Raw genomic sequence first — 16,020 nt, 5'->3', positions numbered from 1 at the left:
ATCTTAATTCAGGCCATTCCTGAATCTTCCCGTATTTACGTCATTACGAAAACACTTCACGTTTAATTCAATTACATCCCTCGGCATAAGCATGTGGTGTAATTTATATTTGATTAATCTTTTAAAAATGATTTTTGAAAATAATCTGGCATATGCCCGGCAGTTGGATCAGCAGGATCCACTCCGTGAACTTAGAAATGAGTTTTTATTTCCACAACAAAAAGGAAAACCTTTCATTTACCTCTGTGGTAATTCACTCGGCCTGCAGCCTAAAACGGCCAGACAGCACATTGATGAGCAACTGGGAAACTGGCATAACCTGGCTGTCGAAGGCTGGTTTGAAGGCGAGAAACCTTGGATGTTTTACCATAAGGCACTCAAAGAACTGATGGCGCCTCTTGTTGGTGCTAATCCAAAAGAAGTTTGCCCAATGAATACACTTACCGTGAATCTTCATTTGTTGATGGTTAGTTTTTATCGCCCATCAGGTAAGCGGTTTAAAATTATAATGGAATCAGGAGCTTTCCCTTCCGATCAATATGCGATGGAAAGTCAGGTCCGCTTTCATGGCTATGACCCTAAAGAGGCCATTATTGAAGTGGCGCCGAGAGCAGGCGAGCATACACTACGTACAGCAGATATCCTTACTGCCATAGCTGATCAGGGAGATGAAATTGCCCTTGTACTATTCGGTGGTGTCAATTATTTTACCGGCCAGTGGTTCGATATGCCGGCGATTACGAAAGCTGGACATGCGGCAGGAGCAATCGTAGGCTTCGACCTTGCTCATGCTGCAGGTAATGTACCGTTACAATTACACGATTGGGATGTCGATTTCGCCTGCTGGTGTTCCTATAAATACCAAAACTCTGGTCCGGGTGGAATCAGTGGCATCTTTGTTCATGAAAAACATTTTCAGGACAAAACTATCAACCGCTTTGCCGGATGGTGGGGGTATCAGGAGCAGGAACGTTTCAAAATGGCAAAGGGTTTTGTTCCCGAAGCAGGGGCGGACGGCTGGCAGGTGAGCTGTACACAGGTGATCCCTATGTCGCTGTATTATGCTTCGCTACGCATTTTCGAAAAGGCGGGATTCATTGAGCCACTTCGTGAGAAAAGTGAAAAACTAACGGCTTACCTTTTTTATGTGATCGACCAGGTGAATCGCAGTTTAGGTGAAGAACAATATCAGATCATCACACCTGCTACAGCAGCCGACAGGGGTGCCCAGGTTTCTATCATTGCCAAACACAAACCTAAAGAAATCTTCAATGCGCTGATGGCCAATAATATTTTGGGCGACTGGCGTGAACCGAATGTCATCCGCTTAAGTCCGGTCCCATTATACAACAATTTTGAAGATGTATTTATCACCGGTGAACAGCTGATGAAAATCAGTAAAGAATTGGTGTAAACCAGAACTGAATAAAATTAATTTAATGATCAAAGATCAAGAGATGGAAATTACACCAGAAATTACCGACCGCCTTTCCAAACTTCAGGAAAAATTTGCGGCCATGGGCCAGGATATCAACGCTTATCTGGACGGTTTGCTTTATGCAGATTATCTGACCTATTGGGACTATATACATTTAGATACTTTATTGAGTCTTCAGACTCCGAAAACACCTTTTCCTGACGAAGAGATTTTTATCATGTATCACCAGATTACCGAGCTGTACTTTAAGCTGACCCTGCATGAATGCAGGCAAATCAGTGGACATGCAGCATTAACATCCGGTTTTTTTGTCGAAAGGTTAAAACGAATCAATGCTTACTTTACGGCTTTGGTTTCTTCGTTTGACATTATGGTAGATGGAATGGACAAATCACAGTTCTTGAAATTCAGGATGTCGTTGCTTCCCGCGAGTGGTTTCCAATCCGGACAGTACCGCATGATCGAAATCTATGCTGCAGATCTCATCCGGCTGGTTGACAAAAGCAAGCGGGAAGAATTGACAGCATCTACTGTTGAGGAACAGTTTGAATACCTGTACTGGAAATTTGGTGCCTCAGAATTGTCGACCGGAAAGCAAACCCTGACCCTGCAGCAGTTCATTGCCAAGTATGCCGCTGGGTTCCTGCAGTTAGCAAACGATTGTGTCCAAACGAATTTTGCAGCACTTTACAGGAAGCTGGTTAGAGAAGGCCAGGATGTGACCGAAGTGGAAAACGAACTGCGCAAACTCGACCTATTTGTGAATGTAGAATGGCCGTTGTCTCACTATAAGTCCGCTGTGCGCTACCTGGAAAAAGACCCAGTAGACATTGCGGCCACAGGAGGTACCAATTGGCAAAAATACCTGCCTCCACGCTTTCAAAAAAGAATCTTCTTCCCCTTTTTGTGGACTGAGGAACAACTGGAAGAGTGGGGTAAAACATGGGTAATGAATATATTAAAGAGTTATAAAATATAATGAAATGCAAAGGAGATTCCTCAGGAATCTCCTTTGCATTTTAGTTCGTGGGCAGGGCTGGACTATTTATTGAAAAAACTATAGCTGCTGCCGAGCTCGTAATCGCCGATGGTATAACCTTGTAACGGTGATGTATTGGTGGTGTACAGGCATGATGAGTATCATCATAAAGCCTGTTCTCCGTCAATTAAATAAGGAAATATTAGTCCAAGATTTACAGGGTATTTCATCGCCATGCTATTGCTGTAAAATGATTAAGATCCGAATTGCTACAAATCTTCTGAAAAGGCCATTTCTCTTGCTGTTTTTATTCATGTGGCCAATTTTTAGTTTTAAAAATATTAGCGCAGATCTTGAGAAATGGATTTTAACAAAACAATGCACACTTAAAGTAAACGGTAGCACCAATATCAACAAATTCAGCTGTATCATTCCTGAGTATACTCAACCGGATACCCTGGTGTTTTATAAGAGGAATAAGAATGAGCTGATGAAGATTACAGGATCAATGGCCCTTGAGGTCCAAAAGTTTGACTGCAAGAATGCGATGATGACTAGTGATTTGAGAAAGACGCTTAAAGCTAAGGTCTATCCGAAGATCATTATAGTGAAGCGTTTTTAGGTATAATAATCCCCTGTTTAATTCAGATGGAAACAGAGATATACTTTTCTATTTGCACGCCTTTGTAATCAGTTTTGCCTTATCCTGGTTTTGGGATCGCTTTAAGGGGCTATTCAATGGAGCCTTTATCTTAAGAGGGCTGGAATTCGGTTCTGTATACGCACTAGTCGCTTTACTGCCCGTGATGTGGATCACATTTAGTGCGATGGATATTACTGCATTGATGGTCCTCAGTTGGTTTCTTTATGGTTTCGCCCAGGCAATCATTGCCGGTATTTTATTTGCAAAGTTCAATCCTTAAGGGTTACTTTTTTTAGGAACTGCTGTAACTGGTTTTCTCTCATTCATCAGTATTCGTTTTTATTTCTTTTTGAGAAAACTACATGGTTGGTTTCTTTGGAATTTAAAGGGTTTATGATGATGATCATTATTTTGAATGTTTGAAATCATCGTAGGAGGAAAATCTTCATTGTAATTTTGGTTAAATTATTTAATTAGAATGTTATGAAAAAGATGTTGTGCACTACGCTTCAACCTATCCGTTTTAAATACCTGATCGTTCTCATTTTTATCGGTGTTGGGATCAGCAATAGCTTACAAGCACAGGTTGTATATAAACTAAATGGCGCTAAAGAAAATATCGTAAAGATCGCAGGCAAGTCAAACATCCATGATTGGACGATGACGGCGGAAAATTTAGCATGTGATGCAAATTTCGGTCCCGTTTCCGGAGCGGCTGGGGTACCTAAAAAACTGATTTCACTAAATTTTAGTGTGAAGTCTAAAAACTTAAAGAGCGAAAGTGAGTCTATGAATAACCGCACTTATAAAGTCATTAAGGCTGATGCCTATCCCGATATTGACTTTAAGCTCCGTGAAGCAACTATTTCACCGCTGCAGAAAAATAAATTTTCAGTTGATGCAACCGGTACACTTACGATTGCGGGAGTTTCCAAGATCATTACTTTACACGTAAATGGGGAAGTGAATGCTGATAATACCATTTTATGCACTGGTCAGCAAAAAATAAAGCTAACCGATTATGGCATACAGCCTCCCAGCTATATGCTCGGTGCCATGAAGGTGGGTAATGAACTGACCATCTTATTTACGCTCAATTTTAAAAAGTAACCCGTTAAAAATAACTATAAATAAAAAAACATGAGACTTAAAAATACCCAACGCTTAGTGCCCATAACTGTGTTCATGTGGATTTGCTTTATTCCGCTTAGTCAAGCGCAGTTTCAAAAAATAGACAATTTGAGACCCTATGACAAAACCGGTATCAATGTATTTGAAGATCCGAAAGATACGGTCACCACATTTGACGGATTAAAATTGAAATTTGGAGCTGGTTTTACACAGCAGTTTCAAAACCTGAAACATAAAAACCCAGACGCTTTGAACAACACAATAGGGTCATTTAATCCTCTTGTGGCAGGTAATAGGTTAAAAGTAATTACCCCCGGGTTTCAAACCGCCCAGGCCAACCTATATATGGACGTGCAATTGTCCGACGGGATTAGGTTAAACATTACCAGTTACCTTTCTACGAAGCATCACAATGAGAACTGGGTCAAAGGCGGATACATCCAGTTTGATAAGCTCCCTTTTAAAGGTCAGATCTGGGACGACATCATGAAAATCGCAACCCTTAAGATCGGACACTTTGAGGTAGACTACGGTGATCAGCACTTTCGTAGAAGTGACGGAGGAAACGCGATTTATAATCCATTTATGGAGGGGAATATTGTCGATGAGTTTGCAACAGAGATTGGTGGACAGGTCATGTTAAGGAAAAATGGTTTTTTTGGATTGCTTGGTGCAACCAATGGTATGATAAAAGGCAATATAGATTCATTGTATGCAGCCTCAAATCCTGATGGCGACTACCATAAATCCCCATCAATACTGTTGAAAGCTGGATTTGACAAGCAAATCATGAAAGATGTGCGGGTAAGGGTTAGCGGATCTTATTATGGCAATCAAAGTTCCGGTGGAAATACCATTTTTGGCGGTGACCGCTCCGGATCTAATTATCAGTATGTGATGGAGCTAAATTCTGCCAATCCTAGCAGTACAACAGGTGCAGGTACCCCATTGGCATTCTCCGGCCGTTTTAACCCCGGGTTCAATAAAAAAGTAAACACGATTATGCTCAACGGTTTTTTAAAAGTAAAAGGGTTTGAATTGTTTGGAACCTTAGAAACTGCTTCTGGAAGAACAGCTAAAGAAACAGACACCAGGAAAATGAAACAATTTGCAGCCGATGCGGTCTACCGATTCGGAAAAACCGAGAACTTTTTTATCGGTGCCAAATACAATACAGTTACTGCGCGTTTAGCCAATTCTGCAGCGATCACCTATACCGACGACGTGAAAGTTGAGCGCATTGCCGGAGCAGCGGGCTGGTTTTTAACTAGAAATATCCTTCTAAAAGGAGAGTACGTAGTCCAGAAATATAAAGATTTTCCTATTCAGGATTATCGCTCGGGAGGCAAATTTAATGGATATGTGATAGAAGCAGTGGTTGGTTTTTAATGTAACTTGAAAAATAATTTAGCAAGAAAGATTTATAGAAATTAAGGCATTTATGGAGTTAAAGCATACTGAAGCTGCAGAGGCAGTCAAATTAATTACATCGGGAAACAGGGTTTTTATTCATGGTGGCGCAGCTACCCCTGTCTTTCTGGTTAAAGCGATGCAGAATAGGCATACAGATCTTGAGAATGTCGAGCTGGTAAGCATTACGACTTTGGGAGATGTTGATTTCGATACTGACATATATCGCAAGTCATTCTTCTTCAATTCTTTATTCGTTTCTGCGGCAACCCGCGCCGTCGCCAATAGCAGCCGTGGTGATTATGTGCCTATCTTCCTGAGTCAGATTCCACAGTTGTTTTATGGGAATATTTTGCCAATTGATGTAGCTCTTGTTCAGGTATCTCCTCCAGACAAACATGGTTACTGTTCTTTGGGAACTTCTGTTGATATTGCAAAGGCTGCTGTTGATACGGCTAAGATTGTAATCGCCCAGGTAAACGACAGAATGCCAAGAACCCACGGGGAAAGCTTTATTCATATAGACAAATTAGCAGCTTTAGTTTACCATAATGCCGAATTGCCAGAAGTAGATTATTCCTTTGCAGTTAATGATATTGTTGGTAAGATTGGATACAATGTGGCCTCGCTTGTTGAAGATGGAGCCACGTTGCAACTAGGAATTGGAAGCATTCCTGATCAGGTCCTCAAAAATCTTTGTGGACATAAAGATCTTGGGCTACATACCGAGATGTTTTCTGACGGGATCATTGACCTGATCCATAAAGGGGTGATCAATAACAGCCTAAAGAAGTTGAATCGTGGCAGATCTGTCACTTCATTTATCACAGGTACCCGAAAACTTTACGATTTTGTTGATGACAATCCCTCGATTCGTGTGATGAACATCAGTTATGTGAATGACACCAGTATCATCAGGCAAAATGCAAAAGCAACAGCGATAAATAGCGCAATAGAATTGGATCTCACTGGTCAGGTGTGTGCTGATTCTATAGGAACCTATCAATATTCCGGTATAGGTGGTCAAATGGATTTTATGCGTGGTGCATCTTTATCTGAGGGTGGAAAGCCGATCATCGCACTGCCTTCTCAAACACAGAAAGGCATTAGCCGAATTGTTCCGTTTCTTAAAGAAGGAGCGGGGGTGGTTACCACAAGGGGACATGTTCATTGGGTTGTGACCGAATATGGAATGGTAAATTTGTTTGGTAAATCTCTAAAGCAAAGGGCAAAGGCATTGATTGAAATCGCACACCCCAATCATCGTGAGATGCTAGACAAGGCATACTTTAGCCGGTTTGACTGATAAAAAGAGACATTCTTCCTGGATGGGGGAGTAATTGCTTAATCAGTTCTTCATTTTTGCAAGTCTTTCCAGATCTAGTACAGTAATGGTTATGCCTTCACGATCAATTAATTTTTCATTGTGGAAATCTGATAGAGTTCTACTTACCGTTTCGGTAGCCATACAGGCCATGGCTGCTAAGTCTTCCCTGGCAATGCTGAAAAAATCTTTTTTTACAATTTGCTGGTGATACAGGCGAAGAATGGCTCCGGCCATTTTTTTTCTGACTGAATCATAGGCCAGTTCTAGTAGTTGTTCTTCTTTTTCCTGGTTGTCACGAGATAAAAGATGAATGAACTTTCTTGCTACTTCGGGATAAAGGTTGATTAGCTTTTCAATTTCGTCTATGGGGATCAGGCAAAGTATACTATCTTCTATTGTGGTAGCAGTATCGGTATAGGCGCTTTTGCTTAAAATGGCACTGATGCCGAGGTAATCCCCTGTGCTATACATTCCGGTCATGAGTTCACGTCCATCCTGTGAAAGTTTAATGGTTTTAACCTTACCTTGAGTGATCAGGTACAAACCTCTACCATGATCTCCCTCATAGTAAAGCACGTGGTTTTTCCTGAATTCATGGCCTTTATGACCTGCTATGATCTTGGCAAATTCTGCCAGCCCGTCTGTTTTGGAAACCAATACTTTGAACTCCTCTGTTGTGTCTTTATTCTGAAGTTTCTGGTAGGCTTGTTTTCTCAGTCTAACATCGATAGCATTGAGCAGTTCAATGTCATCAAAAGGTTTGGTCAGGTAATCGTCTGCGCCCATCTCCATTCCTTTGCGCAAGTCGTTGTGCTCAGCTTTGGCTGTTAAAAAAATAAAAGGAATGGAGGCTGTTTCTACATATCTGTTGAGCATATATAATACCCCGTACCCGTCAAGTTCAGGCATCATGATATCGCAAAGAATGATGTCTGGAATATGTTTTAAAGCCATTTCTACACCAACCTTGCCATTGTCAGCCTCAAAAACAGTGTATTTAGCCATTTCCAGGATCTCAACTATGTTCCCTCTTATGCCATCGTGATCTTCAATGATCAATATTTTTTTGTTCATGATTGTGGAAATGTGAGGGTAAAAAGCGTACCTCGGTTAATTCTGCTTTTGAAATCTACTTTACCATTCATCAGGTCGGTATATCTGGAAAGTATGCTTAATCCAAGTCCGTTACCAGAGATCTTTCCCGTATTGTGGGCTCGGAAAAATGGTTCACAAAGATGTTTCTGATCTTCAATAGGTATTCCGATGCCATTGTCACAAATTCGGATGGTGCAGTTGTTTTCATTGATTTTGGTGTAGAATTGTATGGAACTTTCTTCGCCAGAGTATTTTATAGCGTTATCAATGAGTATAACGATGCAGTTTTTTAAGAGTGTTTGGTCTAGTGTGATCATCAATTCCGAGCCTCTATGCACGAAAACTATTTTCTGTCTCCCATTTAATGCGATCTGCATCTCCTCAATAATTTCTGCAGCGAATTCCGCCAAATTAAAATGGCTGAATTTGGCCTGTACTTTCCCTGTATCCAATTTTTCGAGGGAAAGGAAATCATTCAGAATTGCAGTAACATTCTGTACAGCATCTTTTATCTTGCTTACATGTTTACCGATATTGGGACTGTCAAAAGGAAGCGCATAGCGTTCAATAAGTGAAGCAGAAAGCTGTACCATACTCAAAGGTGTACGGAATTCATGTGATGCAATGGAAACGAACCGACTTTTAAGCTTACCCAATTCCTGTTCTTTTGCCAGTGATAAGCTCAATTCCTGTTGTGTTTGTTCCAAGGTAAAAACTGTATTATGTAAATTTTCAATAGAGAGGTTCAATTCAGCTTTTGTCTGCTCTAAGGCATCAACGGTTTCCCGAAGGGAAACCGTACGCTCTTGTACCTGATCTTCCAGCGACGTTGCATAATCCTGAAGTTGTGATTCGGCTTCTTTTTCCCTACTCAAGTCATGAATAAAACCAGCATAAACGACCCTTCCAGAGTACCTGACTTCACTGACACCCAATCTAAAAGGAAACTGACTTCCATTTTTTCTCATGCCGGTCAATTCTCTTCCAATACCAATAATGCTGGCGTCACCAGTTTTTTTATAACGAAACAGGTAACCGTCATGATACCCCCGATCAGGTTGTGGCATTAGCATAGATATATTTTTTCCAAGTACTTCTTGCTCGGTATAGTTGAAAAGTTTGCAGGCAGAGGGATTAATGGATTCAATTACCCCTTGGTCATCTATGGTGATCAGACCGTCTATCGCATTGTCGATAATCGCTTTCAGCAAAACGGAATTTTCCATAAAATAGGGTTACAGATCATACTAATCTGTTCTATACCTACAATCTGTAGGCGGTTTTGTTTTAATTATATGGGATGATGATGAGTATCTTCTCTGTAGATGATTCCCATCATTTCCCAGGTTGGCAATTACACGGACCTTTATGCTTTATCTACCAAATAAACAATCCACATTATGGCTATACAAACCGTTAATCCTTTTAGTAACGAACTTATTAAAAGTTTCAAGGAAATGTCTCCGGAAGTGGTGGCGGTCGAAATTTCTATTGCTGATGAAACTTTTCAAAGCTGGCGTAAAACCACTTATGCAGAACGGGCAGATCTCCTACACGGTGTCGCAAAATTGATGCGGGAGCAAAGAGATCAACTATCTAAATTGATTACATTGGAGATGGGTAAATTAATCGCTCAAAGCTATGGAGAGATCGCCCTTAGCGCCGATATTATAGACTATTATGCTACAAATGGGGAAGCCTTCCTAAGTGACCAAAAGTTGGAAACTGAATATGGTGAAGCTTATATTAAGAGCACTCCAATTGGTGTGCTACTTGGAGTTGAACCTTGGAATTTTCCTTTTTATCAGGTCGCTCGTTTTGCTGCACCTAACATTATGGCAGGTAATGTTGTGTTAGTTAAACATGCTTCGAATGTTCCGCAATGTGCATTGGCAATTCAGGAGTTGTTTGCACAGGCTGGTGCACCAAAAGGTCTATATACAAATTTATTTGTCAGCGGAAGCCTTATAGATGATGTAGTAGCTGATCCACGGATTAAAGGCGTTTCTCTTACCGGAAGCGAAACTGCTGGTGCAAGTATTGCCGCTGCTGCAGGAAAATTTCTAAAGAAATCGGTGCTTGAACTTGGCGGTAGCGATGCCTTCATTGTTTTGGAAGATGCGGATCTGGATAAAGCGGTGGATTGGGCCGTTATAGGACGCATGAACAATACGGGCCAATGCTGTGTGGCTTCAAAAAGGATTATTGTACTGGAAGCAGTTGCTGATGAGTTTTTGGATAAATTCAAGGCTAAACTAACTGGGTTAAAGGTTGGAGATCCAATGGATGAGGACACAGAATTAGGCCCTTTAAGCTCAGAAGGAGCAGTTATACAGTTGATTGAACAGGTACAGCGAAGTGTGAGGGCTGGTGCAAAGGTATTGTTAGGTGGTAAACTGATTGATCGAAAAGGTGCATTTATAGAGGCTACCATATTAGGTAATGTTAAACCTGGCATGGCAGCGTATCATGAAGAATTATTCGGACCGGTGGCTTCGTTTTACAGAGTTAAAAATGAGCAGGAGGCGATTGATCTGGCAAACGACTCATCTTTTGGTTTGGGTGGGAGTATTTTTACCAATGATATCGAGCGTGGAAAACGCTTGGCTGAACAGATTGATACCGGTATGGTGTTTATCAATCATCCGACCTGGACCCAGCCTGATCTGCCTTTTGGCGGAACTAAGGGGTCCGGCTATGGAAGGGAATTGTCCAGCCTAGGCATACAGGAATTTGTCAATAAAAAACTGATTCGGATCAGTAATTTAACAGACCCTTTTTAGTCGGCCGGGGTTTTTAAATCTCTGCAGATGATCTATATCATAACAACTGATGATAGCGATCATTAGAAAAGTAAGGATGATGCCTCATCTTTGGATAAATGGCGCGTATGCCACGCTGATGATCACGTATATAACTGATTAAACAATCGATTAACATATTTTTTTAGCACTCAAGATATATGTCATTTACAATAGATAATTTTGATCTTTCTGTTTTTTTTAAGGAGATACCTTGTGTCGTTTTTAGAATTCATGAAGATGAAGGCCGTTTTTCTTTTTCATTTGTCAGCGCTGCAATTGAACGGGAATTGGAATTGAATCCAATTTTATTGATTAACGATATTGAAATATTGTTGGATCTCTTGTCCCAAAAGCATAGGGAATCATTTCTAAGTTCATTGGAAAGCGCAGTACGTCGGTCAATCCCCTGGAAATGGGAAGGCTATTTTAATTTACCTTCAGGTAAGAAAAAATGGATACAAGGTTTGGGCGAAATAAGCCGTTCAAGTAAAACTACTATTGATTGTTTTTTTAAGGATATTACGGCAGAGAAGCACATCTTCGATATGTTTACTGAAACGAGTAAACTCACTAAAACGGGGTCTTGGGAGCTGGATTTACTTACGAATCACCTTTTCTGGTCTGATGAGGTATATGTAATCCATGAGGTTGAACCGAAAATAGTACCGGAGTTAGATCATGCACTTAGTTTCTATTCTGCTGAAGGCAGGGAAATGATCATCAATTTAATCGGAAACGCGGTAAAAAGTGGAGAGTCCTGGGATGTTGAAGTTTCTTTTGTTACCGCCAGAGGTAATGACAGGTGGGTTCGGACATCAGGGAAAGTTGTGTTCGAAAATGGAATTGCAGTTAAACTGCATGGGATAATTCAGGATATCACAGAAAAGCGTCTTTCTGAAGAAATCTTCAGTGTGATCTTTAAATATTCAACTGATGCTCATTTTTTGTTTGGAATAAAAGGGATAATTGACTGTAACGATGCGGCTATTGCGATGTTGAACTGTAGCAATAAAGCGGAATTACTCGCTTGTCATCCGGCAGATTTTTCTCCTAAGTATCAGCCAGATGGTAGGCTTTCAAGTGAAAAGTCTTTGGAAATGGACAACCTGGCCTACAAAAATGGCTATAATCAATTTGAATGGCTGCATAAGCGGGTTAACGGAGAGACTTTTACAGTACTGGTAACATTAAAACCTGTGAACATAAATAGTAAAACTGTACTGTTAACAGTATGGCACGATATTACAGAACAGAAATACCGGACAGAATTAATCAAGCTCAACCAGATATTACTTTCCGAGACCCAGGAATTGACACATAGCGGGAGCTGGGAAGCTGATCTGGTTACGGGCAAGAACTATTGGTCTGATGAAGCCTTCCGTATTTTTGGATTGATTCCAGAAAAGGAAGGACCAAATACCCTGAGTTTTGGAAGAATGATCCATCCTGATGATAAGGAAACTTATAAGAGGGTAGTTCAAAATACAATTGATGATCGAGTGATGTCTGATTTTAATTTGCGTATCATTTTATCTGACGGACAAATCAGGTATATCCGTGCCATAGGTAAGCCGCTTATTAATGAATCTGGAGAAGTGACTAAACTGTACGGTGCTATAGTCGACATAACAGCCCAGAAAAATGCAGAGAATGAGTTGATTATGGCAAAAGATCTCGCTGAACAAGCTGCTACTGCAAAATCCCAATTCCTGGCTACCATGAGTCACGAAATCAGGACCCCTATGAATGCTGTAATTGGTTTTACCAATTTGCTTTTGTTGAAAGATCCCAATCCTGAGCAACTGGAATACTTGAAAGTATTAAAATTTTCAGGCGACAATTTATTGGTATTAATCAACGATATTCTTGATTTTAGCAAAATGGAAGAAGGTAGGGTAACCTTTGAGATGATTGATTTCAGTATACCGGAATTGCTGAAAAATATCCGCCTCTCTTTATTGGAAAAAGCTAAGGAGAAAGGGCTGGAGTTGAAGCTGTCCATAGACGAGGAGTTATCAGAGGCCGTTATGGGCGATCCTGTTCGTCTGGGACAAATCTTAACTAATCTGATCAACAACGCGATTAAATTTACATCTAAAGGCAAGGTCAGCATTTCTGCTTTTTTTGTTAGCAGAAACAAGGTTCAAACCATCATTGATTTTGAGGTGACGGATACTGGTATTGGTATACCGAAAGATAAAATGGAATTCATCTTTGAAAGATTTACACAGGCAAATGCGGATACCAACAGGAAATATGGTGGAACCGGCCTGGGACTAGCTATTACAAAGAGACTTATTGAGCTACAGGGCGGGAATATACAGGTAGAGAGTACGCCTGAGGTTGGTTCCAGTTTTAAATTCGGTTTGAGCTTTAGAAATGGTAGTAATGAGTCAATTATGGCGGGGGAATCAATTCCGGTAAAAGCTTTGAAAAATTTAAAGGGAATTAAAGTACTGATGGCCGAGGACAATGAAATTAATGTAATTTTAGTAAAGCAGTTTATGAAATTCTGGCAGGTAGAATGTGATGTGGTAGGAAATGGTTTGCTTGCCTTACAACAGGTACAACTAAGGGATTATGATATGGTCTTTATGGATCTGCAGATGCCCATTATGGATGGATACCAGTCTGCAACAGCCATCAGAGCCTTGTCCGGAGACAAATTTAAGAGGCTACCAATAATAGCGCTGACTGCTTCAGCCATGTTGGATGTTCAATACAAAGCATTTGATTCGGGTATGAATGATTACATCAGCAAGCCATTCAAGCCCGAAGAACTTTACCATAAGATAGAAATTTACGGCTATGAACCGAAATAACTAACAGATAAACCAGTTGAAACTCCTATTCCTGAACTTATGAAAACACTACTTTTATTAACCGATTTTTCAACTGCTGGAAACCATTCGGCTGAATATGGCTATAACCTTGCAAAAGTTTTGAATGCCAATGTTATTCTATGCAATGCTGTTACTATTCCCGCCCAGCTTTCTGAAGTTGGCGACATAGATTGGCCATTGATTGGATACGATGGCGTTATTGACGATAGTGATGAGGAGCTCAAAAAGTTAAAGAAACATTTTGAACATACAGATCGCAGCTCAGGCTTCCATCCACAGATCAGCACCTTCAACCAAACAGGAAGGCTGGCAGATGTGGTGGAAAATGTAATGCAGAGTTGCAATGCAGACATGGTCGTAATGGGTACTCACAGAAAAGGGATTGCTCATTTTTTGTTGGACAATAATTGTAGAAATATGATTAATGCAACCTCCTGCCCACTGCTCCTGATTCCTCCGCACGCAGTTTTTCGTGACTTTGGTAAAATAGCTTTCGCTACAAATTTTGAATATCCACAGCAAGATATTGAGGATATTTGTAAGCTAATACGGATAGCCAATATATTTCGTTCGGATATTTTGGTAACCCATATACATGCAGCGCATCCTCAAAGTGTAGACCATCAACATATAGTAGATAAACTGCTTACGGGCATCTTTAATAAAGCAAATTATCCAAATATTTTCTATAAATCTGCTGAAAATGAACATATCGGGACGGGACTGAATTTGTTTTGTGAAGACCAGCAGATTGGTTTATTGGTCATGGTCCATCGACCGCATGATTTTTTAGATATTATTTTGAAAGGTAGTCATACACAACAAATGGCGGCAAATATTACCATTCCACTACTTGTTTTACCAGACGGCAACAAATCACCAGCTTGCAAGGCTAGTACTACTTGATCTCTAAGATCTTCATCAGTTTTCATGGGGATGGTGATTTTGGTAGGATTATTTTCAGATGCCGGAAAATTCAGTTTTATTAAGCTCAACAGATTTGATACTACCTTTAAAGTATTCGTAGTCGCCATTGTCTGTATGCCAGGTTGCGCTAAACTTAGTTGGGAATCTGATCCCCTTTTTTAAGATATAATCATTAGCCGTTGCCGTCCATGGGGTCTTTTGATATTTGTTGTTTTTTTTTGCCCGATACCTATCCTGTGTTGTAAATTGTGTGCAGTCACCATGCTCGTTGAAATGAAAAATACCACTTGCCGAAATGCCATTATGATGGATGATTCCTTTTATATTTGAAGGATCAATAACTTCCCAGGTGATGTATTTTTGCAAGGCATAATGTGGGATAATCATGGTTTCGGCGAGAATAGTCACCAGCTCGGCAGCATCCATTTCTTTTCCTTTTGCGTTACTGATGGGAATCATTTTTAGTAGCTTAACCAGCATTTGTCCTTGTGCGTCTTTATAAATATCAACGGCCTCTAATGGAAATAAACCATACCATTTGATACTCATGTATACTAACCTTACAGGTTCGCTTAGAAAATTCAGCTGGTAACAGCGCATAGAACTCCAATTTGCCTGGGGGCTGAGCCTAAGTATGGTGTCGTTCCATTTAATGTGGGCACATTCTATCTTTTCCTGCCCTGTATAGCCACAACGATGGAAAAATTTTTGCAGCAATTCCGGTAAAGTATTAAAATCGTTTGAAAGGGCAGGGGCTGCATATGCAGAATATTGACCTGCTGAATTGACTGCTTTTAAAAATGTGTGCCTAAGGTTTTCCATTGGAAACAGTTTTTTATGGTTTAAAGTCTAAGAAAATCCATTTCAGGGACGATGACTACAGGACATCTGGCTTTCTTTACCACTTCTTTGATTTCTGTTCCAAAAAGAAAATCATCGTTATTCCTTGCTTTAAATCCGCTCATAACCAACATGAAAATGTCCTTTTTTTCTTCAATAACGCGACATACATTTTCCGATATACCACCACCTTCGCTCAAATAGTCAATTTCAGGTCTGAAATTAGTGGTAGATGTTTTAATACTGTTATTCAAACTATTCAAACGATTCATCTCTTTTTCCAAGTTTGATTTACTAGTTTGTGCTAATGATTGGTAATCATTGATCTGCAGGGACTCAAGTTCTGAGACAGAAATATAGTAGGAGTGAAACAACAGTATATTTGTCTTTAATTGTACCGCTAAAAATAAGGCGTAGTCTGCTGCATTTAATGCGCTTTTTGTAAAGTCAGTGAGTACAATAACTGTTTTTGTATGATCTAAATCTTTCGCAGTTTTCATGGGACACTTATTTTAGTTAAGATGAATGGGGTTTCACAGTAATGAATTGTAGATCAGCAGCCATGGTTTTAGATTTATATACA

General features: G+C 40.2%; 14 protein-coding genes. 10 read left to right on the top strand and 4 right to left on the bottom strand.

Features of this window, described 5'->3' with window-relative positions:
- Nucleotides 1-127: 127 nt before the first annotated feature.
- The 7 genes from kynU (at nucleotide 128) to FBD94_RS07810 (ending at nucleotide 6,907) form a co-directional block, all read left to right on the top strand.
- Nucleotides 128-1,414, top strand: a complete 1,287-nt coding sequence (gene kynU, locus FBD94_RS07840) for a kynureninase (protein ID WP_136879790.1) — start codon at nucleotides 128-130, stop codon at nucleotides 1,412-1,414.
- 25 nt (nucleotides 1,415-1,439) lie between these two features.
- Nucleotides 1,440-2,417, top strand: coding sequence for a tryptophan 2,3-dioxygenase family protein (locus tag FBD94_RS07835; protein ID WP_235884404.1), 978 nt, complete (start codon nucleotides 1,440-1,442; stop codon nucleotides 2,415-2,417).
- Nucleotides 2,418-2,667: 250 nt separating this feature from the next.
- Nucleotides 2,668-3,039 carry a hypothetical protein gene (locus FBD94_RS07830; RefSeq protein ID WP_136879789.1) on the top strand — a complete coding sequence of 124 codons (372 nt, stop codon included), beginning with the start codon at nucleotides 2,668-2,670 and terminating at the stop codon, nucleotides 3,037-3,039.
- Nucleotides 3,040-3,091: 52 nt separating this feature from the next.
- Complete coding sequence (locus tag FBD94_RS07825) at nucleotides 3,092-3,340, top strand: hypothetical protein (RefSeq protein ID WP_235884403.1); 249 nt, start codon at nucleotides 3,092-3,094, stop codon at nucleotides 3,338-3,340.
- A 203-nt stretch (nucleotides 3,341-3,543) separates the two neighbouring features.
- Nucleotides 3,544-4,170, top strand: a complete 627-nt coding sequence (locus tag FBD94_RS07820; RefSeq protein WP_136879788.1) for a YceI family protein — start codon at nucleotides 3,544-3,546, stop codon at nucleotides 4,168-4,170.
- A 30-nt stretch (nucleotides 4,171-4,200) separates the two neighbouring features.
- The gene (locus FBD94_RS07815) at nucleotides 4,201-5,580 is read left to right on the top strand and encodes a hypothetical protein (RefSeq protein ID WP_235884402.1); all 1,380 of its coding nucleotides are present in this window, start codon (nucleotides 4,201-4,203) and stop codon (nucleotides 5,578-5,580) included.
- A 52-nt stretch (nucleotides 5,581-5,632) separates the two neighbouring features.
- Nucleotides 5,633-6,907: an acetyl-CoA hydrolase/transferase family protein gene (locus FBD94_RS07810; protein ID WP_136879787.1), complete on the top strand. Its 1,275-nt coding sequence runs from the start codon at nucleotides 5,633-5,635 to the stop codon at nucleotides 6,905-6,907.
- Nucleotides 6,908-6,949: 42 nt separating this feature from the next.
- Here the strand turns inward: FBD94_RS07810 and FBD94_RS07805 are convergent, their stop codons facing one another.
- Nucleotides 6,950-8,002 (bottom strand): response regulator, encoded by a 1,053-nt coding sequence (locus FBD94_RS07805; RefSeq protein ID WP_136879786.1) that lies wholly within the window; start codon nucleotides 8,000-8,002, stop codon nucleotides 6,950-6,952.
- The gene (locus FBD94_RS07800) at nucleotides 7,999-9,249 is read right to left on the bottom strand and encodes a PAS domain-containing sensor histidine kinase (protein WP_136879785.1); all 1,251 of its coding nucleotides are present in this window, start codon (nucleotides 9,247-9,249) and stop codon (nucleotides 7,999-8,001) included. The genes FBD94_RS07805 and FBD94_RS07800 overlap by 4 nt, the downstream gene beginning before the upstream one ends.
- 174 nt (nucleotides 9,250-9,423) lie before the next feature.
- On the opposite strand from FBD94_RS07800, the gene FBD94_RS07795 reads away from it, so the two are divergent.
- The 3 genes from FBD94_RS07795 (at nucleotide 9,424) to FBD94_RS07785 (ending at nucleotide 14,576) form a co-directional block, all read left to right on the top strand.
- Nucleotides 9,424-10,806 carry an NAD-dependent succinate-semialdehyde dehydrogenase gene (locus FBD94_RS07795; RefSeq protein ID WP_131610459.1) on the top strand — a complete coding sequence of 461 codons (1,383 nt, stop codon included), beginning with the start codon at nucleotides 9,424-9,426 and terminating at the stop codon, nucleotides 10,804-10,806.
- 179 nt (nucleotides 10,807-10,985) lie between these two features.
- A complete protein-coding gene (locus FBD94_RS07790) occupies nucleotides 10,986-13,649 on the top strand; it encodes an ATP-binding protein (protein WP_136879784.1) in 2,664 nt (887 codons plus the stop codon).
- A gap of 39 nt (nucleotides 13,650-13,688) precedes the next feature.
- The gene (locus FBD94_RS07785) at nucleotides 13,689-14,576 is read left to right on the top strand and encodes a universal stress protein (protein WP_136879783.1); all 888 of its coding nucleotides are present in this window, start codon (nucleotides 13,689-13,691) and stop codon (nucleotides 14,574-14,576) included.
- Between the two features lie 54 nt (nucleotides 14,577-14,630).
- Here the strand turns inward: FBD94_RS07785 and FBD94_RS07780 are convergent, their stop codons facing one another.
- Complete coding sequence (locus FBD94_RS07780; protein WP_136879782.1) at nucleotides 14,631-15,419, bottom strand: DUF6920 family protein; 789 nt, start codon at nucleotides 15,417-15,419, stop codon at nucleotides 14,631-14,633.
- 20 nt (nucleotides 15,420-15,439) lie between these two features.
- Nucleotides 15,440-15,937, bottom strand: coding sequence for a universal stress protein (locus tag FBD94_RS07775; protein ID WP_136879781.1), 498 nt, complete (start codon nucleotides 15,935-15,937; stop codon nucleotides 15,440-15,442).
- Nucleotides 15,938-16,020: the final 83 nt, after the last annotated feature.

It is taken from the genome of Pedobacter hiemivivus (genome assembly GCF_005144565.1).
Lineage (GTDB): Bacteria > Bacteroidota > Bacteroidia > Sphingobacteriales > Sphingobacteriaceae > Pedobacter > Pedobacter hiemivivus.
The sequence above is the reverse complement of the archived record's forward strand: the minus strand, read 5'-3'. Positions and strand labels throughout refer to the sequence as shown.